Genomic DNA, 19919 nt, shown 5'->3' with positions numbered 1-19919 from the left:
AGAATGTCTGACGGTAAAGCTGTGGCTGTGAGCGGCTCTCTCGCCACTGAGTGCTGAGCAAAACGGAGTTGTTGAGATGGCCAAGTTGTTGTTGGGGGATCAAGCCTTTGAGGTCGAGCTGCTGACGGATGTGCCCACCAATTGGCCGGGAATTAAAGTCATGTCTAAGGGGGCCAAGCTGGACATTCCAGCGGGAACTGTGGTGAAGGTGGAGGCCGAGGATGACCACATAGCCGGCTCCTATAAGGTGGTCTATCGTTTGGCGCCTGCCTATCCCCGCAGCTGGCGGCTACTCCTGGAGCGGGAGAGCGCTGCTACCGCGCCTCAAGCGGCATCGGCCCCAGAACCAGAGGTCGCTCAGGCCAGCAGCTCAGAAGGAGGGCTGCCGAATAGCGATAAAATCTTCACCATCAAGGTATCCGGCCTCGTGGGAGGAGGCGTGCGCAGAAGTGTTGTCGAGTACAAAGTGCCCTTCAGCCGCCTTTCCCAAGAAGTGAAACGGATCACCCAAATGGGAGGCAAGATCGTCAGCATTGCCGAGTCCAATCTGCTAAGCACCCTTGAGTAGCGGGCGGCTTCCTGGGAGGTTCTGGGTTCTTTCAGGCCACCCGTCCAGGCCGTTCTGGTTCAAACAATTTCAACGAGGGATCCCTGTAGAAAGCATGCGGCGATTTCTCCCCTATCCCCAACCTGAGGATGGGGTGGTAGGCTGGCGTTGGTTTTGCCGTTGCCTGGAAGGCTGCCTTTTCCTGCTGTCCTGGGGGTGGGCTTTGGGTAGGAAAAGGCGTTCCGGCGAGGGCTGAGCTTTTGCAATTGGGAGTGGGGAGTGAGGCCATGACATCTCGACGACAGCCGACGCGCTTGGGAGGGTTGATGCCCCAAGGCCATGCAGGCTTTGGGTCAGCAAGGGGATCCCAGCCGTACCCCTCGCCCACTCCACGACAAAGCTTTTCCTCTTCCTCTCGACGTCCGCTGGCCAAGTCTCGACCGAGGTTACTCCCCTTCTTAAGCTTGCTGGTGATCCTGCTGGGGTTTGGGACTGGAGCCCTGGTGGCCTGGGCAACTGCTCATCCCGATTGGGTCAGCCGCTTGCCAGGGCTATCGCCGCCTGTAGCCGAGATACCCGCTCCCCGCGCCCACGCTAAAGCGGCTCAACAGCGCTTGCCCATCTCCTTAGAGACCCAACTGGAGCGGGATCCCTTTGCTTTGGATCCCTTGGCCAGCCTTTCTTATGTGCCCGCCATCATGTATCACGATGTGGTGGCTGGCCGCAAGCAGGTCTGGTTCGACACTACGGCGGCGGAGCTGCGGCAACACTTTGAGGCCATTAAGCAGGCGGGGTTGACCCCCATCCACATCGACCAACTGTACAAACACCTGCGGGACGGGGATCCCTTGCCCGAAAAAGCCATTTTGCTCACTTTTGACGACGCCTACCTGGGCCTGTACGAGAACGCCTACCCCCTTTTGAAGGAGTACAACTACCCCGCCACCTACTTTGTGCAAACCGGCTTTGTCGGCGTGCCCACCAGCAAGGATCACTTCACCTGGGATCAGATGCGGGAGATGGATGCCAGCGGGCTGATTGACTTTGCCGCCCATACCGTCAACCATCCTCCTGATCTGCGGGTGCTAGACGATGCCCGTCTGCGGCGGGAAGTGTTCGACTGCAAGACCAAGCTGGAGCAGGAGCTGGGCCACCCCATCCACTACTTTGCCTATCCCGAAGGCAACCGGGACGAGCGGGTGAAGCAATACCTGGCCGATGCCGGTTACCGGATGTCTTTTACGATGGATCCCGGTTTTACAGGACAATCGCCCAACTTGCTGGAGGTGCGACGCTTTAACCAGTTTCGCATCACCGAGGCCATCATTGGCGCCCGCACCTTCACCCTCAACCGCAGCCCCGACTACCGGCTGGATGTGACCCAACCGTTGGCCTTGACCGACGAAGTGATCGACCAGGTGCGTGTTCTCACCCTTCGCGGCGGGCGGGCGGCTACAGTGCACGCAGAACGGCGCTACGAAGTCAGGACGTTGGTCCAGCGCTACCAGGCCGATGCTGGCATTAACGGCAGCTTCTTCTCCATCCCTTGGATCAACTCTGCCAGCAATGTCATGGTGGGGCCGGTGATAGCTGCCAACCACAAGACCTTCATCCCCGGTCGCCCCGAAGACGACAAGGTGGTGCGCGGTCGCCCCTTGGTGCTGCTGGGCAGGGATCGCCTCCGCTTTGTGCCCTTTGATCCCGACACCATGACCCACTTGGAGAACATCCGCCAGTTGATGCCGGATGTCACGGATCTGTTTGTGGCCGGTCTATGGCTGGTTAAGGATGGCCATGCCCTCTCTCCGGCGGAGATCAACTCGTTCCGCCTTGCCAGCGCTGCTGAGTTTCGCCCCAGAGCTTTCTTTGGGGTAGATGACCAGGAGCGGGTGGTGATCGGAGTTACCAAAACCCACGTCAACGCCGCCATCCTGGCCAGTCTGCTGCCCAAAACCGGGATCCGGGAAGCCGTGCTGCTGGACTCTGGCTTTAGCACCTCCCTGGTCTACCAAGGGGAGATCCTCGCCACCGGCCATGCCGGTCCCAACCAGCCCAGCCGTCCTGTGCCCCATGCCATCTTGCTCTACGACCTGACTCGCCTTTGGCGGGAGGATCCCCATCCCGAGGCCAAGGCTGGCTCTGAGGGAGATCGGCTGGAGGGGCTGGTGCAACTTTTGCCCGGCAGCGAGCAAGAGGCGGCCAAAGCCCAACTCAAGAGCATTCTGGCCGGCCAACGCACGTTGAGGCGGGGGGATCGGGGGGCAGCGGTGGTGGCGGTGCAACTGGGGTTGAGCCGTTTGGCCGCTCAGCAGGGACGGCTGGATCTACTCCCTTCAGGCCCTGATGGGGTGTATGGTCAAGAGCTGGCCCAGGCAATGGCGGAATTGGTGCTGGCTGCACCTGAGCGCAGTGAGATGGGATCCCCCCTTCCAGCCACCCCTACCCCCCTGGTGGCCGGAACGGCGACAGCCCGCCAAGGGGTGGACATCATCGATGCTCAACTGCTGCGGCGTCTGCTGGAGCGCGTTAACTTGGCCTCTCCCTCGGTACTGGTGGATACGCGCTTAGAACGGCCTGCCCTGTCCCTGGAGCGCAAGCCAACCCGGAAACTGCTGCCCAGGGTTGCCTTCGGGCAGGACTAAGTCTTGTCTTCGCCTTCCAACCTAGGCCTTGGAGGGAAGCCTAGAAGACCCCCCTCCAACAGAGGCTATCTCTGAGAAAGACGGGCCTGCCGGCAACGAATACACCCATAACCTGGAAGGGTTTCTCCCGCAGCACCACTAGATCGGCTCTTAGGCCTGGGCGAAGGGCTCCCCGATCCTGCAGACCAACCGCCTGGGCAGGGTTGTGAGTGACCAAAGCTATGGCTTGGGGCAGATCCAGCAGCTGCTTCTCCGCCAAGGCAAAGGCAGCCCTCAAGGCTGAAGCGGGGGAGTAGTCAGTGGCCAAGGCGCCTAGGGCTCCTACTTGTAGAGCCTCCGAAGCGGAGAGATTGCCGACATGGGAGGATCCCCTCAGGGCATTGGGAGCCCCCATGACCACCAGCAGGCCCAGTTTCCGCGCTTCCAAAGCTGCTGCTAGGGTAACCGGAAACTCGCTAATTTTCAGGCCCATCTTGGCCATTAACTGAACCTTGGCGGGGCAGTCGTCGTCGTGGGAAGCCAAAGGTACCCCCAAAGCTTGCGCTTGCTGAGCCAATTGGGCAAAGCTCTGCAAGGTCTCCTCCCCCGCCTTGGCCGCCAAACTAGCGGCAACCTCCTCGGAAGGCCGGGCCAGCTGGCGAGCCATGTAGCGGATGTAGTCCTCCGGCGTCCGGAATTGGCCTTGGCCGGGGGTGTGGTCCATGAAGGAAAGGAGATCCACCCAGCCTTGGCTGAGAGCTTGGCGAACAGCTGCTGCTCCCAAGGGGCGCGAGAGTTCATAGCGAGCGTGGATCCTCAAGTCCAGAGCCAGCTGGGAACGCAGCGCCACCAACTGCTCTGCCATAGCCAAGGCCGTTTCTGGGCTGCGCCAGCCAGGCAGGCCTTCCCAAAAGGACAGAGTTACAAAGGCAGTGGTAATCCCCGCCGCCAAAGCTCGGTTTTCCCAAATCCCCAAGGCCATGTCCACCGCCAGCTGTACCCCTGGGCGCGGCTCCAGTTCGGGCTCCAGGCTATCGGTATGGAGGTCGACTACGCCGGGCACCAGGGTAAGTCCTCGCAAAGGGATCCCTTCCCCCACTTGCCCCTGCCGAATCTCGGCAATCCGCTCCCCCTCCAGCCGCAGGGATCCCACCGGGAGGACACCATCGGGGAGAACTAGCTTAGGCCCTGCTAGCCACATTTGCCCTCACCTCTAGGGAATAGGTTTTGTCAACCAAACCCGACACATCGTCTAAGGAGTGAAAAACGCCAATGATAGCTGTTCCCTGCTGCTTCAAGGCTCGTAGGCGTTCTCGCAAGGCCAACTTGGCTGCAGTATCCAAGCTGGCGGTGGGCTCGTCCAGAAGCAGCAGCGGATAGGGGTGGATGAGAGAGCGAGCCAAGTTGACTTTCTGTTTCTCGCCCCCCGAGAAGCTGGTTGGAAAAGTCTCCAGCAACTCTGGCTTCAGACCCAGCTCCAGGAGCAGCTCTGCTGCTCGATGTCGCGCTTGGTTTTCCGCTACTCCCTGCCACAGCAAGGGCTCCGCAACCAGCTCCAAGGCCGTGGTGCGGGGCCTGGGATCCAGAAACTGGCTGACGTAGCCGATGCGCTCGCGGCGGATTGCTAACACCTCGCGATCCCCTAAGCGGGCCAGATCCACCGTTCCCAGAGGGGTCTGCAGGAGGGCTTGTCCTGCCGTAGGCCAATAGCTGCGGTAGAGGGTTCGCAGTAGAGAAGACTTGCCAGAGCCGTTGGGGCCCTCCAGCAGCAAAAACTCTCCGGCTTGCAGGGAAAAGCTCACCTGCTGGAAGGCCAGAACCTCTCGCCCCAGTCGGTGAAGAAAGAACCGCTTTTCTAAGTTAACGACCTGCAACACCTTGCCCTTCCTAAAGTCTTGCGGCAACCAGATCCTGGGTAAAGGGGTGGCGAGGATCCTCCAGCACTTGGTCGGCCAATCCCTCCTCCACTACCTCCCCCTGGTACAACACCACAATTCGATCCGCCACAGCCCTCACGACCGAGAGATCGTGGCTTACTAGGATGAGGCTCATCCCCAACTGCCGCTTGAGGCGGCGCAGAGTATCCAGAAAGGTGGCCTGCACCAGCAAATCCAAACCGGTGGTGGGCTCGTCCAAAAGAACAGCCAGAGGCTTTTGGACTAAAGCTTTGGCAATCTGTACCCGCTGGCGCTCTCCTCCCGAAAGAGAAGCTGGGGGATCCCCGGCTCGCTCTAAAGGAAAATCGGCTCGCTCCAAAGCCTCCTGCGCCTCCGCTTCCAGCACTCCAAACCGCCGTTCTCCTCTAAGGACAAGGGGCTCCGCAACATTAGTCAGGGCCGCAAAGCCCATGCGCAGGGCCTGGGCGGCATCCTGATAGACCATGGCCAGGTAGTGCCGCGCCGCAGGCTGCTCGTAGCGAGAGAGCAACAGCAGGTTACGTCCCTCCCAACCCGGCACGTTTAGCCGATACTCCCCCTGGGCTGTCTCCTGAAGGTAAAGGATCTTCAGAAGAGTAGTCTTGCCACTGCCGGAAGCTCCCACCACCCCCAGCACCTCTTGGGGATAGAGCTTGAGGCTGACGTTCTTAAGCGCCCAGCGATCCCCGTAGGCTTTGCAAACCTTGACCAGCTCCAGAAGGGGGGTCTCCTCAGCCATGCTCTTTCTCCACAAATAGAGGACCGCTCGTTTTCCCGGCCAGCAGCTTTTCCATATAGCCCTGGTCGGAGATTTCATAGGCCAAGCTGCCATCTTCTTGGGGAATGGCGTTGAGGAAGACGTGGCGGCAACCGCTGCGACGGCAGGATCCCAAAATGGGCTCCGGCTGGAAGGGCCGATCCACAAAGGCCAAGGGCTCCACCCGGGTGTAGGGAGGGACGGCATAGAGCCGCTTCTCCCGCCCGGCCCCAAAGAGGGTGATATGGGCTGCCAGATGCAGCTTGGGCAGATCCCAGCGGGGCATAGGGCTGGGATCCATCCCATAGCGCCCATGGACCAGAACTGGGTAGGCCGCTCCCTTGCGGCTCCGGCCGTGGCGTAGGTGCTCCTCAAAAAGATCCACCCACAGCAGGCTATAGTCGCCCAGGGCATGTAGCTCCCGCGCCCTGGCGTCAGAGGGCTCCACATAGCGCAGAGGCTCAGGGATGGGAACTTGCAGGATTAGGATTTGACCTTCTTGGAGCCGCTCCTCGGGGATGCGGTGGCGGCTTTGGATGAGGGTGGCCTCCAGCGTGTCGGTGGTTGTTCGAGCGCCGCTGACCTGGGCAATGAAGCGGCGCAAGTTGGCGGCATTGACAGAGTCATCGGCCCCCTGGTCAATGACCTTCACCACGTCCTGCGGCCCCACCAGGCTGAGCGTAAGCTGCAATCCCCCTGTGCCCCAGCCGCGAGCCAGCGGCATTTCCCGGCTAGCAAAGGGAACTTGATGGCCCGGTATGGCCAGGGCCTTGAGAACCTTGCGCCGAATTTCTCGCTTGGCCTCCGGATCCAGGTAGGCATAGCTATGCTTGGGTTTCAAGGGAGGCCTCCTTTTGGAAGTGGCTCATCCAGTTGCTGAGAAAGGTTACGTAGTGGGGTAGCTTGTAGTGGAGGGCAAAGCCGGAGGCCTCCACGGGATCCGTATGCACCAGGACAAACTCCTCGCTGCGAGCCGGATGGCTGGGGCGATCCATTTCCAAATCCAGCATGGCGCCAGCGATGGCCCGCCCCTCGTTCCAACCCAGGCTAGCGGCAAAGCCCAAGCGGTATCCTTTTTCTCCGTGTCCCACCACCTCAGTAAAGACCAGGCGGATCCGCCCCAGGCGAAAGCTTCCCCCCCGCACAGGATGAAAGGCGCGTACCTCGAGATAGCCCACGCCCAACTCGGCAACCGTTGGGTGGGTGTGGACGTTGTAGGCGCGCATGGCGCTGTAGGCCAGAGCCAGAAGTCCCCCCGTATCTCCCCTGGCCAAAGCTTGCAGGCGGTGGGCCCGCGGCGCTGGAAACAGCAGTGGCTGCCGCGTCAAGTCGGGAATCTCTTCCCCTGGAGCAGGGCTACTGGCTTGCTGCTCTGCCGTGGGATCTTCTTCCAGCAGACCTTGCTCCCTCAGCCAGCTGCGCACAGAAGGATAGTGCTGGGCAGCAGCCACGGCCGCCGGCTCTAGCGGGGGGCTTTCAGAAAAGCCCAAAAGACGCAGGCTGTAGTCTAGGGTGGGCCCCAAGACCTGGCCGCCGGGAATGCTCTTGAAAGCCGAGGAAAGCCGACGCACCAGCAGGAGATCTTCCTTTTTCTGCAGCTGGGCTTTCCCTAGGCGAGGGAGAGTAGTCCGGTGTGCTCTCAGAAGCAGCAGGGCCTCGTAGAGGTCCCCCCCTGTCTGCACAAGGGCAGTGGCCGCCAGCTCCGGAGCCCACAGCCCCGCCTCTGCCATCACATGATCCAGGAGATAGGGCAGCCCAGCCAGCTGCTTTGTCCGGCCTCGCCTGCTTTTGGCTTCTGCCGCTGACAACAGCTCGCGAAAAAGGGCCTCGGCATTGAGAATGGCCTCTTGGCTGCCCCGCGCTACGACATAGCCCATCCACCCACCTCCACGCTTCGGGGTAAGCCTACCACTTGGGGGCCGTCAGTTAACAGGATGTCCACTCCCAGCGGGTAGGCCAGGATCTGGGAGCGCAGCTGCCAAAACAGAGAGGGCAAGTCTACAGCCAACTGGATCTCCCCAGCTATGCCGGGCCCTCTGAGCAACACAGGGGATCCCCGGCCCAAGGGGGCCCCCAGGATAAGGGTCGCTCCCGCTTCAGGCTCAAGGTGGGTGCCTCTTTTGAGAGCCAAAAGGCTGTCTGGGCCAGCGGGCAAACTCTCCAGCTGCTCGGCAAAGACAAAGTCAGCAGCCTCCAAAGCCACGGGCCGGGGATCCTGCCCACGCAAATCCAACAGCAGCCAGCTTGGCGCCCAAACCCCTACATTGCCGTCCACCAGCGTCAGCCCAATGAGGCGAAAGGCTTGGCGAAGGGAGCGAGCGGGAAAGCTCTCCAGACGGCCAGGGTAGCTCAACGCCCTAACCAACGCCCGGAAGACCTGCTGGCTTTGCTTTTCTGCCAGTCCCGGTGTGGGGCCGTAGGCTTTGGACATCCCCAGGCTCACAGAGTCTCCACCTCCAGGCGAGTTGCAGCTACCTTGCGCCAGAGGCGCTCGTCTTCTTCTTGAAGATCCTTCTGGGCCGCTAGCGCCAAAGCCTGGATCTTCTCCACAGCAATTCCCGCCTGCAGAGCGGCGTCTAGGTAGGCCAGGGCGCGCGCCAGACGCGGCTTTTCCCCCAGCACCATCCCGTATCCTTCTACTCCCTTTTTTGGAAAGCGCAGCCAGACCTCGTAGACCAGCACTTCTCCCACGTAGAAGGGCGTCCCCGTGCGGGAGTCCTCAAAGGGGAGCGCCAGCAGCCCTGCCCCTTCCCTGAGCTTTTGGCTGGATCCCAGAGCAGGCCTGACCTCCCGCGCCAAAGCCAGCACCTCCTTCTCGGGGGCCTCCTGCAACAGCTCTAGCATCTCTAGGGGCTGCATCCCAGCCTCCTAAATCAGGGTTTGGCGGATCCGCGCCGAAACTTTGTCAATTGTAAATACAGCCAGCAGAATCAGCAGAACAACCGTGGCCGCATCTTGAAAGCGAAAGGCTCGTATGGTCTGCATCAAATCAAACCCAATGCCCCCTGCCCCCACCAAGCCCAAGACCGTTGCCGAGCGCACGTTAGCCTCAAAAAGGTAGAGAGTGCTGGAGTAAAAGGCAGGAGCCACTTGCGGCCAGAAGCCATAGGCGATAACCAGGAAAGGGTGGGAACCTGTAGCCTCTACCGCCTCCACCTGCTTCATATCTACTGTCTCGATGGCCTCTGAGAGGAGCTTGCCTGCCACACCCGCCGTGTGCAGGGTCAAAGCTAGGATCCCTGGCAAGGGTCCTAGGCCAATTGCGGCCACAAAAACCAATGCCAAGACCAGTTCATTGAGCCCCCTGAGGACATCCATGAGCCCGCGCACAAGCAGGTAAACCGCAGGGGAACGCATGACATTTCTGGATCCCAGGAAGGCCAAGGGAACCGTGAGAAAAGTGGCCAGGAAGGTGCCCCAGAGGGCCATCATCAGGGTTTGCAACAGGGAGTAAAGGAAGTTGGGCAAGAAGTAAAAGCTGGGAGGAAAGAAGCGAGCCAAGAAGGCCGCACTCCTCCCCAAGCCAGCTAACAACTTTCCTGGCGAGATCTCGGCAGGCTCCGCCGTCAGCAAGAGAGCGAGAAAAACCCCCCCATACAGCACAACCGTGCTCAGCTCCCTGCGCTTAAGCTCTGCTGGCAGGGGGGGAAGTCTCCTAGAGTTGGCACTCAGGTTTCTTAAGAGCATCGTTGACCTTGCGGAAGGGATCGTAATCTGCGTCGCTAGCCGGCTCAAAGCCCTTCAGCCCACGAGCCTCCAGCCATTTCTGACCCTCCGGCGTGTTTTCGTACTCCAGATAGACCGTGCGCAAGGCCTCCTTGAGATCCTCTGGCAGATCTTTACAGTAGGCCCAGGGAGAGGAAGGAATGGGATCCGATCTCCAGATGACCTCAAAGTCCTCTATGCCTTTGATCTGCCCCTTGTTGGTGGCAAGGCTGATCCCGGTATCCCAGGTTACACCAACGGGAATGGTTCCCTGAGCTATCCCCAAGATGACCGACTCGTGGTTGCCAGCAAAAACCACCCGCTTGAAATACTCCTTGGGCTTGATTTTGGCCTCAAGACAGAAGTGGGCCATGGGCACCTTGAAGCCAGAGGTGCTCTCTGGGTCGACGAAAGCAAAATCTTTGCCCTTGGCGTCTTCTAGAGTTTTGATGCCACTGCCTTTCTTGGAAAGTATCAAGGAGTGATAAACGGTACCCGAGCGCAGCGAGTCCTCTTTCACGAACGCTTCAATGGGAGCGTTGGCCTTTTCAATGGCATCTACGTAGGAGCCAGGGCCGTAGAAAGCTACGTGAGTTTGGCCTTGTGCCTGGGAGACCATCACCGCCGTGTAGTCACCGGCCACAAACAGGCGGACGGGGATCCCCAGTTTTTGTTTGAGATAATCCAAAAAGGGAGCATAGCGAGCTTCGTAATCGGCAGCACTCTCCACCGGTACTTCAGCAATCACCAGCTCCTTGGGCCAGTTTTGCTTCTGAGCCAGCCCTGGAACCCAGCTGGAAATTCCCATGAGGAAGGCAGCAAGGAACAGAATTTTTCTTCTCCGCATAAGGTTTTCTCCTTTGCAGTTAACTTGCGGTTGAAGGTGGATCTTGTTAGACCATCAAGGTTGAGGAAAACCATTCGCTTGCCTCGTGGGTTTCCTTCTCCCCAAAGTAGAGCTCCTTTTCCTTTTCAGAGGTAAAATCGGAAAGCGGCCCATTGAAGAAAACCTGGCCCTCCTTGAAAGCAACGACTCGATCGGCGTAATGGCGCACCATTTCTAGGTGGTGCAGGGTAACCAGCAACGGAATCCCCTGGCGGCGCACCGCTCCCAGCAGCAGCTCCATAATTACCTTTGCATTTTTAGGATCCAAAGCCGAAATGGGCTCGTCGGCCAGAATCAGGGCTGGCTCCTGGATCAAGGCGCGAGCAATACCCACTCGCTGCTGCTGCCCCCCTGAGAGAGCGTCGGCCCTTTGCCAGGCATGCTCTAGCAACCCTACCTCTTCCAGCAGCTTTTCCGCCTTGGCCAAATCCTGAACAGAAAAGTGCTTGAAAAGACCCCGAATGGGACTCATGTGAGGCAGACGCCCAACAAGAACGTTTTCCAGAACCGTCAGGCGCCCGATGAGTTGAAAGGTCTGGTAGACCATGGCCGTGCGCCTGCGCAGCTGTTGCAGGGCATCCCTTTGGCCTTCATGGAGAGGAAGAGAATCAACCCAAACTTTTCCGCCGCTGAGCTTGACCATCCCTTTCAAAAGCCTAAGAAAGGTCGACTTTCCTGCTCCCGAAGGTCCGATCAAGGCCACAACCTGCGCTCCATCGCCAAATAGGTCAAGGTAAACCTCCCTTAGGGCAACCTTGTTTTTGAAGGCAACCCAAAGGTTCTCGACTTGGATGCGCATAAGCTACCTCACGGCGGGAAAACCGGTAACAAACTTAGCAGATTGGCCTGATACTGAAGTTAAAACCAAGTTAAGCTTTGCTGGCCTGGGCAGCAGGACTTCTCAATGGCTTCTCGAAACTGGCTTTGGCCTGGAGGGCGCTCTTGGAGGTACCCCTGGGAGAGCTTGCTCTGCTATCCTGCTAATAATCTCGATTGATTTTCTGCCAAACCCTTATGGCTGCTGCTGTGATCTCGGGCCTCTCTTGGCAGTCCCCCAGAGCCCTTTCACCGGAGGAGATGGCTTGGTTAGGCAGCCTCACCTACAATGAGCAGGGCCTGATCCCGGCCATCGTGCAGGACTACCTGGACGGAACAGTGCTGATGATGGCCTGGATGAACCGGGAATCGCTGCAAAAAACCCTGGAAACAGGCCGCACCTGGTTTTGGAGCCGCTCGCGGCAGGCGTTGTGGCCCAAGGGGGAAACTTCTGGCCATGTGCAGTGGGTCAAACAAATCCGCTACGACTGCGACGGCGACGCCCTGGTCATCCTGGTGGAGCAGGTGGGGGATGCAGCGTGCCACACAGGAGCGCGGAGCTGTTTCTTTCGCCCTTTGCAAAGGGATCCCATCCCGGCAGCCGATACCCTGTCGCAGGTGTTTGCCGTGGTCAAGGCCCGCCAGGCGGATCCCCGTCCCGATTCCTACACCAGCAGCTTGCTAGCCAAGGGGGAAAATGCCATTTTGAAGAAACTTGGCGAGGAGACGGCTGAGGTGGTGATGGCGGCTAAGGATCAAGACCGCGTGGCTTTGGCCCGTGAGGTGGCCGACCTCTGGTACCACTGCCTCGTGGCCCTTGCTCACTATCAGGTAGATGTTAGGGATGTCTATCGCCAGCTCCAAGCCCGCCGTTCCGCCAAGTGAAAGGGCCGTGTCCTCCGAAGGCGGCGCTCCCGCAGATCCCTCTCCGTCCTCTTGGGATCCCTCCCTGGACAAAGCCCACCTGGATTTGCGAGCCACGCGGTGTGGACAAGTGGATCTGGAGACGGATCGGGAGACCTTGGCCCGTTACCTGAGAGGCCATGCCCAGTGGATCCAGCGGTGCTTCAGGCCGTTGCAGGCGGAAGCTTTGTCCGCCGAGACCTACCGGCTGCAGTTTTTTCGCATGGGCGGCCTTGGGTTTGAGCTGGAGCCCAGTTTTGGGGTGAGGATCTGGCCGGATGAAGATTACCGGTTTCGCCTGACCTCGATTGAGTTGCCCGGCGATGAGGGAATGCCTTACCGGGTTAACTGCCAAGCCGATTTCCGGCTGGAGGAGCTACAGGGATCCCTGAAAGACCTGCCCACCACCCGTGTTCACTGGGCTCTTCATCTGGAGATTGGGCTGGCTTTGCCCAGGTTTTTGCAGGTTCTGCCCCGCAAGTTGGTTTGTCGAGTGGCCCGTCAAGTGGTGCAGCAGGTAACCCGCGGCCTCAGCGATCGCTTTACCGACAATGTCTGCCGGGATTTCTACCGCTCCATTGGCCGTCCAGATTGCCCCTATCGCCTAGTTGTTGTGGAAGAGAAAGCATGATACCCTGCAAGCGGGATCAGTTGCCGGTCGGCTTTTGAGCCTTGCTCCGGCAACCGGTGATGGAGTTCACCGCAACCGCCTCGCACCGATTCAGAATTCTTCTGGGATTGTTCTGACATCCAAGGCTGAGGCTGATGACTCCTACACTTCTGGGGGTATCCAGGGGGTAGGAGTTTTTGGCTTTGCGTCCGCACTCCCCAGAGGCTCTCCCCCCTGAGTTGCCCTTCAACACGGCAAGGAGAGAGGATCTGGTGATGCTGGGCAGTTGGCTGTGGATCCTGGTCATGGGCTTTTTTGTCGGCCAAATCGTGGGTCGGTTGGGGATGCCCCCCCTGCTGGGGATGATCCTCGTGGGGATCTTGCTGGGAGATGTCCTATCCCCGGAGGTGCTGGCAGCGGCGGGGGATCTGCGGGTGGTGGCGGTGATGATCATTTTGATGAAGGCGGGCCTGGGGCTGGATCGGGAGAAGCTGGCCCAGCAGGGATCCGTGGCGTTGCGGCTGGGGTTTTTGCCGGCAGCCTGCGAGGCGGTGGCAGTGGCCCTGTTGAGCACTGGGATCCTGGGGTTAGACTGGCCTACCGGTTTGCTGCTGGGCTGTGTGATCGGGGCAGAGTCGCCGGCTGTGATCGTGCCGGGGATGTTGCGCCTCAAGAGTTTGGGCTGGGGAGTAACCAAAGGGATCCCGGATGCTATTTTGACCGGCAGCGCCCTTTCCGATGTGCTGCTGCTCTTAGGGTTTAGCCTGTTGCTCAGCTTTTTGGGCCAGGGCTCTGCAGAGAGCGTTCGCCTGCTGGGGCTGGAGCTATCGCCGCTGCAGTGGCTGCCGTTCCAGGTGGTGATGGAGATCCTGCTGGGCATAGCCATAGGCTACCTGGGGGCGCGGGTTCTGGTGTCGCTGCTAACCCAACAAAACTGGACCCGCAACAGCCTCCAGGAAGCGCTGCTGGCTGCCTGTATGGCCCTGGGCTTGGTGCTGGCGCCGCAGGTGTGGCCCTATTTTTCCGGCTATTTGGCGGTGATGGCCCTGGGGTTTTTTCTGATTGAGCTGGATGCCCCCTTGGCGCGGCGGCTGCGGGGTGGGTTCGATGCCCTCTGGACGGTGGCGGAGATCGTGTTGTTTGTGCTACTGGGAGCGTCGCTGGATCTGGGGGTGCTGGGATCTGTGTTCTGGCCGGGCTTGCTGCTCTTAACCCTGAGCCTGCTGCTGGGGCGGGGCTTAGGTTGGTGGCTTTCCACCCTGGGGAGCAACTGGACCTGGCGGGAGCGGCTGTTTTTGCTGCCGGGCAACATGGCTAAGGCGACGGTACAGGCGGCCATTGGTGGGATCCCCTTGGCCCAAGGGATCCCCGGTGGGGAGATCATTTTGGCCTTGGCGGCTTTGTCAATTCTGGTTACCGCTCCCCTGGGCGCTTGGCTGACCCAGGTTTGCGCCCCCCGGCTTTTGGAAAAAGGAGAGGTGGATCCCACCAAAGTGGGCAGCCAAGGCAAGGTGAGCTTTTTGGCAGCCGTGGATACCTCTCCCCTAGCCGAGGCGGTGTTGCGCAAGGCAGCCGATTTGGCGCGGCGGGTGGATGGGGAAGTGATTGTGCTGCATGTTACCGATGAGCTGCAGGGGAAAGGGGTGGAACAGTTGCGCCAGCTTGCCCAGCGCCTTTTGGCGGATATTCGCCACCAGTTCTGCCTGGCTTCCGGGCCCTTGGCGGAGACCATTGTAAACATAGCCCAGGAGCGGCAGGTTACCGACATCGTCATGGGCAAGCGGGGGCACCGCGGCTGGGAACAAGTGCTAGTGGGATCCACCTCCCAAGCCGTTCTGGAGACCAGCTCTATTCCTGTAATTCTGGTCGAATCTCCTCAAGGAAGTCCTGGGCAGGTCATTAGCCGACCAAAGTAGAGGTTATTTAGCTCTCCGAGGTATCCACCGGTTTTCGGCCAGGGTGAAGCACCTTTTTTCTTTCTTGGTAGGGCAACAACTGGGATCCTCGGGGCCATGGGCAAGCATATCTAAGCAGACCTCAGCCTTTCCTCTAGAGTCACGGGCAACTGAAACATTGTTAACTACAACCCCATCGCCGAGGTACACAGGCTCCAGGGGCGTAGGTTTTTTGCTGCCGCCCAACAGCCCAGATAAGGTTGTCCAGAAAACATTCCCTCCTGTATTACTTAATGCAATCGCCACTACATCCTGAAGCCCATCGTTGTTAAGATCGGCAGGCGCTAGCTTTTCGAGGCTTACTCTTAGGAACCCTTCTTCGAGAGGGCTAGAGCCTCTCTGATACTGGCCATTTTGAAAACGAACTCGCTCAATATTTTCGGGTAAAGCAAATATGAGATACTCAGCGTTTAAGAATGCCTGCTGAGCAGTAGCTATTGAAATCGGACAGATACCCAAGAGAAAACAGGCTAGCTTAAAAAGCACTCTTTTAGCGGCCATTGCTTCTCTCCTCTTACCAGAAGGACAGGGGAAGCTCGATTCTGTTCGAGGCAAACAAAGGAGAACAAGACCTGCTCAGCTCTAGGTTCTCCTGGGCCGGCAGTTGCTCCCGGCTAGATGAAGACTCTTCTGAAGCTCTCTTTGCCCTTACTCTTCTATCTATGGATTCTAGCCATGGACGTAACGAGCTGCTGCTGTTGATGCTTGTACTGAATCTATGGAGCCGGACATGATCCCTTCTGCCTGGCGCTTTATCCTCCTTCTGGGGATCGTCAGCTTGTGTGCCGATGCCACCTACGAAGGAGCCCGCAGCATTTCTGGAGCTTTTTTGGGATCCCTGGGGGCCAGCGGCACGGTGGTGGGCCTGGTGGCCGGCGGGGGGGAGCTATTGGCCTATGGCTTGCGGTTGGGGGTGGGCTATTGGAGCGACCAGCTGGGCAGGGATCCCTTGCACCGCAGTCGGGGGCACTGGCAGCTCACCACCTTGGGCTATGTCATCAACACGGCGGTGATCCCGGCTTTGGCCTGGGTGGGCAGTTGGCCTTGGGCCGCCGTGCTGCTCTTGGCCGAGCGGACCGGCAAAGGGATCCGCACCCCGCCGCGGGACGTGTTGCTTTCTCATGCAGCCTTGCAGGTGGGTCGGGGCTTGGGGTTTGGCCTGCACGAGACCCTAGATCAGATTGGGGCGGTGGGGGGGCCGCTGTTGGTGGCGGCAGTTCTGAAAGTCGGCTATGGCTTCCGGGGTGGGTTTTTGGCCTTGGGGATCCCGGCAGCGGTGGGGCTGGCGGCTTTGGGGCTAGCGCAATGGCTGTATCCCAGTCCGCGCGACTTTGAGCCGGAGCCGGAGATGACTCCAGCAAAAGGCTTGCCCAGAGTTTTCTGGCTGTATCTTTTGGCAGCAGCCTGTGTGGCTATGGGGTTTGCGGATTTTCCCCTCATTGCCCTGCATCTGCAACGACAGTCGGGAAGCGATGGGGCAGGGATCCCTTTGCTGTATGCCCTGGCCATGGGGGTGGATGCCCTAGCGGCCCTGGGCTGTGGCTGGCTGTTTGACCGCGTGGGGCTGTGGAGCCTGCTGGGGGCAGTGGTGCTATCTGCCGGCTTTGCGCCTCTAGCCTTTTCCGGCACCTATGCTCTGACGGTGCTGGGCATGGTGCTCTGGGGCATTGGCTTGGGCGCTCAGGAATCGGTCATGAAGGCGGCAGTAGCCAGCATGGTGACCCCCCAGACGAGGGGCTTTGCCTTCGGCCTGTTTACCAGCGTCTACGGCCTGGCCTGGTTTTTGGGCAGCGCCCTGATGGGGGTGCTTTATGATTTCTCCCTTCCAGGTCTGGTAGCCTTCTCAGTGGCTGCTCAAGCTGTGGGAGCGGCTATCCTGCTGGCTGTAGCGGGACAGGCTGGGGCTGGGCAATGAAAAAGCCCTGCACCAGATCCACGCCGTGTTCGCAAACCCACTGTAGCTCCCCCGCAGTCTCGATCCCTTCCGCTAGCGTGGTGATCCCCAGGTCTTGGGCCAGCTCCAGCAGCTTTTGGGCAATCACCGCCTTGTAGGGATCCCGGTCCACCCCGCGAATGAGCTCTCCATCCAACTTGATCATGTCTGGCCGCAGCTGGTGCAGCAGGTTCAGGGATCCATAGCCAGCCCCCAAATCATCCAAAGCCACCCGAAAGCCTGCCTGCTGATAGAAGTGCAAAATCCGCTGCAAATGGTTCAAATCGGGGCTGCGGTCAGACTCATTGACCTCAAACACCACCCGCTGGGGCGGGATCCCGGCGCGGCTAATAGCCCAGACAGTATGGCGCAGGCAAAAAGCCGGGTCGTAGATGGCAGTGGGGCTGAAGTTGATAAAGAGATCCCCCTGCAAGTGGTGCTGCATGGCCGCGGCAATGGCCGTGCGGCGGGCGGCCAAGTCCAGCTGGTAGAGCAAATGGGCTTCCCGAGCCATAGCAAAGAGCAAACCCGCGTTGATCAACCGCCCTTCCTTGTCCAGTCCTCGCACCAGCGCCTCATGGCCCACCACAAAAGCGGGATCCCGCGCCTGGACAATGGGCTGAAAGTAGGTGGTGAGCCGGCTTTCTGCCAACACTTCCAGCAACAGCTCGGCCTGAGTGCGGTGGAACAACTCCTGCAACAACTCCACCCGGGCGCAATCCTGCCAACAGGGATCCCTATCTCCGGCCAAAAACAGAGCGCGGCTGGCCCGCATCTCCTGCTGCGAAAGAACCTCGGCCATTCCTTCTAGGGTTTTCTTGAGGGCCCCCTGGGCAATGGAAACCGCCAGGCCAAGGTTTTCCAAAAGTTGAACCGAAAGGGGGGCTGGGATCCCCTCCTTAGCCTCCAGAAGCCGCACCACCTTGCGCTGGGTGTGAGGGGTGGGCAGCCAGAGAAACAGACGCCCTGCCTCCTGCCAAAAGGTAGGCAGAGCCGGACACTCAGGACAAGACATAGGATTTTGGGGAATAGCTAGGCAGTCCCACCGACAGTATGCCCTCGCTCTCCCAGGAGAAAGCAAACTTTACAAACAGCGCTAGAACTGATCCTTCATACCTCGCAGCCGGGCGAAAACCCGCACCGGATCCTGAGCTCCGGTGGCTGCCTGCAAAGCCGGCTGATCCCAACGCAAGAAGGGATTGGTGCGGCGTTCCTCGCCAATGGTGCTGGGGACAGTCGGGGATCCCGATTGGCGCAGGGCGGCCACCTGCTGATAACGGGCCTGCAGGTCGGGATTTCCCCCATCCACCGTCAGGGCAAACCTGAGGTTGTTCAAGGTGTATTCGTGGGCACACCACACCCGTGTGGCTTCCGGCAACTGCCGCAGTTGATCCAGGGATCCCACCATCTGCTCCGGCGTGCCTTCAAACAGCCGCCCGCATCCCCCGGCAAACAGGGTATCGCCACAGAAGAGATCCCCACTCTCGGAAAAGTAGTAGGCAATATGGCCGCGGGTATGGCCGGGCACAAACAGCACCTTTGCTAGCCGACCCGCAAACTCCACTGTTTCCCCTGCCTTGAGCTCCACCGTCTGGCCAGGGATCCGCCCCCGATCCACCTGGCTGCCATAGACTCTGGCACGGGGATAGCGCTCCAAAAGCTGTCGGTTGCCCCCCACGTGGTCGTGGTGGTGGTGGGTGTTGAAAATGGCCACCAACTCCGCCCCCAGCTCGGCCAGCTTTTCCAACACGGGCTCAGCCACTGCCGGATCCACCACGGCTGCTGTTGCAGTGTCGGGATTGTGGAGCAGGTAGATGTAGTTATCGCGCAGGGCAGGCAACTGGAGAACGCGCATGGCTCGGCTAACTCTCAAAAATGGCCTGTTCTATGTCTTGCCGGCTGAGGGAATAGGGAAAAGATAAAGTTTTCGTGTTGCCGTCTGGGTAGGTGTATCGCACCCAAATGCTGGTTTCTTCCAGGCGCAAAATGGCTTTCCAGCCAGGCCGTTCGCAAAACCACTGCTCCACATCCTGCGGATCGCGGGTGCAGCCCTGATCCTCCAGCCAGCGTTCGATGGTGTGGAGCGGGTGATTGTACAGGGGCGTGGTTGCAGGAGGCAAAGGCATGGCGAGATTCAAGAAAAGCAATCAAACCCTAGAGTCAACGGGCTATGTTCATTCAAGCACTCCTGATCCAGAATCCGAAAACTCGACCCCAATGTCCTACCGAAGAGGGCAGGAAATGCTCGCAGAATCAGCTTGCCCCACTCTCTCGCAGCCAAGCAAGGACACCTGCCAGTAGCAAACACACGACTAGGGTGGATCCCATCAGCAGCAGGGCACACAGCTCGCCAGCCGAAAGTGGGCGGGTTTCCATACGCAGCTCTAGAGAATCGGCACCAAGGGATCCCGGCATGCCCAGAGATCCCGTGTTGGCGGTCACCGCCCGTAAGCTGGCATCGTAGATGGCCCGTTTCGCCGGGTTGCTAAGGACAAGGTAGGCCTCCTGCAACTCTTGGAAGCAGCGAATGGCCACTTCCGGAGCCAGGGGAGAAGTATCGGGATGGTAGCGCTTGCTCAATTGCCGGTAGGCCCGCCGGATGGCCTCAGGAGATGCCCCTGGAGACAGACCCAGCCGTTGGTAGTAGGTGAGGGAAGTCAAGGAGCGCATGCAACCTATGGAGGAGCAAGACTACAGGGGCAGGAAAACCGCTTTCAGGGGAGCACAGCTCTAGTCCAGTGTAATCACTCGCGCAGACACCGGGATCCCTGCAGCAAGCCTCTATTCTTCCTCATCCTCTTCAGACTTAGCTTTGGGATAGTAGAAACCGGTGTTGCGACCGCTGAGAATGGCGCGCCCAATGGTCATGGCTCGCTGGGCCTGGAGCTTAGCTTTGCCCAGCCAGACGGCGTAGCGCCTGCGACTGCGGGCTTTAGAAGTTTTCTTCTTAGGAACAGGCATGGCTTCGCACAAAAACACAGCCTTACTAGGCTAGCATTGAGGCTGCGCTGCCGATCCCAGCTTTATTCAGGCAAGTAGCCTATCAGTGGTTGACCAAAAGGCGCGGCAAGCCCCGTCCTTCAGGGCAGGGAAGGATAGCGCCGACCGTAGCCGACGCCCTTTAAAAACGCAGTTATGAGAATAACGCCGATCGCGGCAGCGGGCCGGAGGCCTTTCGCGGCAGCGGGCCGGAGGCCTTTCGCGGCAGCGGGCCGGAGGCCTTTCGCGGCAGCGGGCCGGAGGCCTTTCGCGGCAGCGGGCCGGAGGCCT

At 59.7% G+C, this 19919-nt stretch carries 22 protein-coding genes and 1 riboswitch; of the genes, 6 read left to right on the top strand and 16 right to left on the bottom strand.

What is annotated here, in order from left to right:
- Window positions 1-76: 76 nt before the first annotated feature.
- Both ACVWXF_RS11105 and ACVWXF_RS11100 read left to right on the top strand, forming a co-directional pair.
- Window positions 77-568, top strand: a complete 492-nt coding sequence (locus ACVWXF_RS11105) for a phycobilisome linker polypeptide (RefSeq protein WP_414331480.1) — start codon at window positions 77-79, stop codon at window positions 566-568.
- A gap of 266 nt (window positions 569-834) precedes the next feature.
- The gene (locus ACVWXF_RS11100) at window positions 835-3189 is read left to right on the top strand and encodes a polysaccharide deacetylase family protein (RefSeq protein WP_457474405.1); all 2355 of its coding nucleotides are present in this window, start codon (window positions 835-837) and stop codon (window positions 3187-3189) included.
- Between the two features lie 40 nt (window positions 3190-3229).
- On the opposite strand, the gene ACVWXF_RS11095 is transcribed toward ACVWXF_RS11100, so the two are convergent.
- The 10 genes from ACVWXF_RS11095 to ACVWXF_RS11050 are packed head-to-tail and all read right to left on the bottom strand — an operon-like array spanning window position 3230 to window position 11231.
- Window positions 3230-4369 (bottom strand): alpha-D-ribose 1-methylphosphonate 5-triphosphate diphosphatase, encoded by a 1140-nt coding sequence (locus ACVWXF_RS11095; protein WP_414342139.1) that lies wholly within the window; start codon window positions 4367-4369, stop codon window positions 3230-3232.
- Complete coding sequence (locus ACVWXF_RS11090) at window positions 4350-5045, bottom strand: ATP-binding cassette domain-containing protein (protein WP_011431839.1); 696 nt, start codon at window positions 5043-5045, stop codon at window positions 4350-4352. The genes ACVWXF_RS11095 and ACVWXF_RS11090 overlap by 20 nt, the downstream gene beginning before the upstream one ends.
- A 10-nt stretch (window positions 5046-5055) precedes the next feature.
- Complete coding sequence (locus tag ACVWXF_RS11085; RefSeq protein WP_011431838.1) at window positions 5056-5823, bottom strand: ATP-binding cassette domain-containing protein; 768 nt, start codon at window positions 5821-5823, stop codon at window positions 5056-5058.
- Complete coding sequence (locus ACVWXF_RS11080; protein ID WP_457384690.1) at window positions 5816-6682, bottom strand: alpha-D-ribose 1-methylphosphonate 5-phosphate C-P-lyase PhnJ; 867 nt, start codon at window positions 6680-6682, stop codon at window positions 5816-5818. Before ACVWXF_RS11080 ends, ACVWXF_RS11085 begins: the two co-directional genes overlap by 8 nt.
- On the bottom strand, window positions 6666-7718 hold the full coding sequence (locus tag ACVWXF_RS11075; RefSeq protein ID WP_011431836.1) for a carbon-phosphorus lyase complex subunit PhnI: 1053 nt from the start codon (window positions 7716-7718) through the stop codon (window positions 6666-6668). The genes ACVWXF_RS11080 and ACVWXF_RS11075 overlap by 17 nt, the downstream gene beginning before the upstream one ends.
- The gene (gene phnH, locus ACVWXF_RS11070; protein ID WP_457474404.1) at window positions 7703-8272 is read right to left on the bottom strand and encodes a phosphonate C-P lyase system protein PhnH; all 570 of its coding nucleotides are present in this window, start codon (window positions 8270-8272) and stop codon (window positions 7703-7705) included. The genes ACVWXF_RS11075 and phnH overlap by 16 nt, the downstream gene beginning before the upstream one ends.
- An 8-nt stretch (window positions 8273-8280) precedes the next feature.
- Window positions 8281-8700 carry a phosphonate C-P lyase system protein PhnG gene (gene phnG / locus ACVWXF_RS11065; protein WP_011431834.1) on the bottom strand — a complete coding sequence of 140 codons (420 nt, stop codon included), beginning with the start codon at window positions 8698-8700 and terminating at the stop codon, window positions 8281-8283.
- Between the two features lie 9 nt (window positions 8701-8709).
- Window positions 8710-9528: a phosphonate ABC transporter, permease protein PhnE gene (gene phnE / locus ACVWXF_RS11060; RefSeq protein ID WP_414388972.1), complete on the bottom strand. Its 819-nt coding sequence runs from the start codon at window positions 9526-9528 to the stop codon at window positions 8710-8712.
- Window positions 9497-10393 carry a phosphonate ABC transporter substrate-binding protein gene (phnD, locus tag ACVWXF_RS11055; RefSeq protein WP_457474403.1) on the bottom strand — a complete coding sequence of 299 codons (897 nt, stop codon included), beginning with the start codon at window positions 10391-10393 and terminating at the stop codon, window positions 9497-9499. The genes phnE and phnD overlap by 32 nt, the downstream gene beginning before the upstream one ends.
- Window positions 10394-10439: 46 nt before the next feature.
- Window positions 10440-11231, bottom strand: a complete 792-nt coding sequence (locus tag ACVWXF_RS11050; RefSeq protein WP_011431831.1) for a phosphonate ABC transporter ATP-binding protein — start codon at window positions 11229-11231, stop codon at window positions 10440-10442.
- Window positions 11232-11509: 278 nt separating this feature from the next.
- Between ACVWXF_RS11050 and hisIE the strand changes: the two genes are divergently transcribed.
- The 3 genes from hisIE (at window position 11510) to ACVWXF_RS11035 (ending at window position 14677) form a co-directional block, all read left to right on the top strand.
- A complete protein-coding gene (gene hisIE / locus ACVWXF_RS11045; RefSeq protein WP_457474402.1) occupies window positions 11510-12133 on the top strand; it encodes a bifunctional phosphoribosyl-AMP cyclohydrolase/phosphoribosyl-ATP diphosphatase HisIE in 624 nt (207 codons plus the stop codon).
- Window positions 12093-12782 (top strand): DUF1997 domain-containing protein, encoded by a 690-nt coding sequence (locus tag ACVWXF_RS11040; RefSeq protein ID WP_457474401.1) that lies wholly within the window; start codon window positions 12093-12095, stop codon window positions 12780-12782. Before hisIE ends, ACVWXF_RS11040 begins: the two co-directional genes overlap by 41 nt.
- Window positions 12783-12828: 46 nt before the next feature.
- Window positions 12829-12933, top strand: a riboswitch (Fluoride riboswitch).
- A gap of 103 nt (window positions 12934-13036) precedes the next feature.
- On the top strand, window positions 13037-14677 hold the full coding sequence (locus tag ACVWXF_RS11035) for a cation:proton antiporter (protein WP_457474412.1): 1641 nt from the start codon (window positions 13037-13039) through the stop codon (window positions 14675-14677).
- A 3-nt stretch (window positions 14678-14680) separates the two neighbouring features.
- Here the strand turns inward: ACVWXF_RS11035 and ACVWXF_RS11030 are convergent, their stop codons facing one another.
- On the bottom strand, window positions 14681-15217 hold the full coding sequence (locus ACVWXF_RS11030) for a hypothetical protein (RefSeq protein ID WP_457474400.1): 537 nt from the start codon (window positions 15215-15217) through the stop codon (window positions 14681-14683).
- Window positions 15218-15446: 229 nt separating this feature from the next.
- Here ACVWXF_RS11030 and ACVWXF_RS11025 point away from each other — a divergent pair, with 229 nt between their 5' ends.
- Entirely contained in the window at window positions 15447-16631 is a 1185-nt protein-coding gene (locus ACVWXF_RS11025) for an MFS transporter (RefSeq protein ID WP_457474399.1), read from the top strand.
- On the opposite strand, the gene ACVWXF_RS11020 is transcribed toward ACVWXF_RS11025, so the two are convergent.
- The 5 genes from ACVWXF_RS11020 to ACVWXF_RS11000 form a co-directional block, all read right to left on the bottom strand.
- Window positions 16588-17664 (bottom strand): EAL domain-containing protein, encoded by a 1077-nt coding sequence (locus tag ACVWXF_RS11020; protein ID WP_414398746.1) that lies wholly within the window; start codon window positions 17662-17664, stop codon window positions 16588-16590. The two genes, ACVWXF_RS11025 and ACVWXF_RS11020, sit on opposite strands and share 44 nt — an antisense overlap.
- 81 nt (window positions 17665-17745) lie before the next feature.
- Window positions 17746-18504, bottom strand: coding sequence for a hydroxyacylglutathione hydrolase (gene gloB, locus ACVWXF_RS11015; protein WP_457474398.1), 759 nt, complete (start codon window positions 18502-18504; stop codon window positions 17746-17748).
- A gap of 7 nt (window positions 18505-18511) precedes the next feature.
- Complete coding sequence (locus tag ACVWXF_RS11010) at window positions 18512-18775, bottom strand: DUF3143 domain-containing protein (protein WP_457474397.1); 264 nt, start codon at window positions 18773-18775, stop codon at window positions 18512-18514.
- 127 nt (window positions 18776-18902) lie between these two features.
- On the bottom strand, window positions 18903-19319 hold the full coding sequence (locus ACVWXF_RS11005) for a J domain-containing protein (protein WP_414351179.1): 417 nt from the start codon (window positions 19317-19319) through the stop codon (window positions 18903-18905).
- A 111-nt stretch (window positions 19320-19430) separates the two neighbouring features.
- Complete coding sequence (locus ACVWXF_RS11000) at window positions 19431-19610, bottom strand: 50S ribosomal protein L32 (RefSeq protein WP_011431820.1); 180 nt, start codon at window positions 19608-19610, stop codon at window positions 19431-19433.
- Window positions 19611-19919: the final 309 nt, after the last annotated feature.

It is taken from the genome of Thermostichus sp. MS-CIW-40 (assembly GCF_054058315.1).
This window is presented reverse-complemented; position numbering and strand designations above follow the sequence as displayed.

Excerpts from the sequence above, each read along its gene's own strand:
- ACVWXF_RS11105 (WP_414331480.1), top strand. The coding sequence starts at position 77 with ATGGCCAAGTTGTTGTTGGGGGATCAAGCCTTTGAGGTCGAGCTGCTG.
- ACVWXF_RS11005 (WP_414351179.1), bottom strand. The coding sequence starts at position 19,319 with ATGCGCTCCTTGACTTCCCTCACCTACTACCAACGGCTGGGTCTGTCT.
- ACVWXF_RS11040 (WP_457474401.1), top strand. The coding sequence starts at position 12,093 with ATGTCTATCGCCAGCTCCAAGCCCGCCGTTCCGCCAAGTGAAAGGGCC.
- phnE (WP_414388972.1), bottom strand. The coding sequence starts at position 9,528 with ATGCTCTTAAGAAACCTGAGTGCCAACTCTAGGAGACTTCCCCCCCTG.
- ACVWXF_RS11025 (WP_457474399.1), top strand. The coding sequence starts at position 15,447 with ATGATCCCTTCTGCCTGGCGCTTTATCCTCCTTCTGGGGATCGTCAGC.
- ACVWXF_RS11075 (WP_011431836.1), bottom strand. The coding sequence starts at position 7,718 with ATGGGCTATGTCGTAGCGCGGGGCAGCCAAGAGGCCATTCTCAATGCC.
- ACVWXF_RS11100 (WP_457474405.1), top strand. The coding sequence starts at position 835 with ATGACATCTCGACGACAGCCGACGCGCTTGGGAGGGTTGATGCCCCAA.
- phnG (WP_011431834.1), bottom strand. The coding sequence starts at position 8,700 with ATGCAGCCCCTAGAGATGCTAGAGCTGTTGCAGGAGGCCCCCGAGAAG.
- ACVWXF_RS11030 (WP_457474400.1), bottom strand. The coding sequence starts at position 15,217 with ATGGCCGCTAAAAGAGTGCTTTTTAAGCTAGCCTGTTTTCTCTTGGGT.
- phnH (WP_457474404.1), bottom strand. The coding sequence starts at position 8,272 with ATGTCCAAAGCCTACGGCCCCACACCGGGACTGGCAGAAAAGCAAAGC.
- ACVWXF_RS11010 (WP_457474397.1), bottom strand. The coding sequence starts at position 18,775 with ATGCCTTTGCCTCCTGCAACCACGCCCCTGTACAATCACCCGCTCCAC.
- gloB (WP_457474398.1), bottom strand. The coding sequence starts at position 18,504 with ATGCGCGTTCTCCAGTTGCCTGCCCTGCGCGATAACTACATCTACCTG.
- ACVWXF_RS11085 (WP_011431838.1), bottom strand. The coding sequence starts at position 5,823 with ATGGCTGAGGAGACCCCCCTTCTGGAGCTGGTCAAGGTTTGCAAAGCC.
- hisIE (WP_457474402.1), top strand. The coding sequence starts at position 11,510 with ATGGCTTGGTTAGGCAGCCTCACCTACAATGAGCAGGGCCTGATCCCG.
- ACVWXF_RS11035 (WP_457474412.1), top strand. The coding sequence starts at position 13,037 with ATGCTGGGCAGTTGGCTGTGGATCCTGGTCATGGGCTTTTTTGTCGGC.
- ACVWXF_RS11050 (WP_011431831.1), bottom strand. The coding sequence starts at position 11,231 with ATGCGCATCCAAGTCGAGAACCTTTGGGTTGCCTTCAAAAACAAGGTT.
- ACVWXF_RS11095 (WP_414342139.1), bottom strand. The coding sequence starts at position 4,369 with ATGTGGCTAGCAGGGCCTAAGCTAGTTCTCCCCGATGGTGTCCTCCCG.
- ACVWXF_RS11000 (WP_011431820.1), bottom strand. The coding sequence starts at position 19,610 with ATGCCTGTTCCTAAGAAGAAAACTTCTAAAGCCCGCAGTCGCAGGCGC.
- ACVWXF_RS11020 (WP_414398746.1), bottom strand. The coding sequence starts at position 17,664 with ATGTCTTGTCCTGAGTGTCCGGCTCTGCCTACCTTTTGGCAGGAGGCA.
- phnD (WP_457474403.1), bottom strand. The coding sequence starts at position 10,393 with ATGCGGAGAAGAAAAATTCTGTTCCTTGCTGCCTTCCTCATGGGAATT.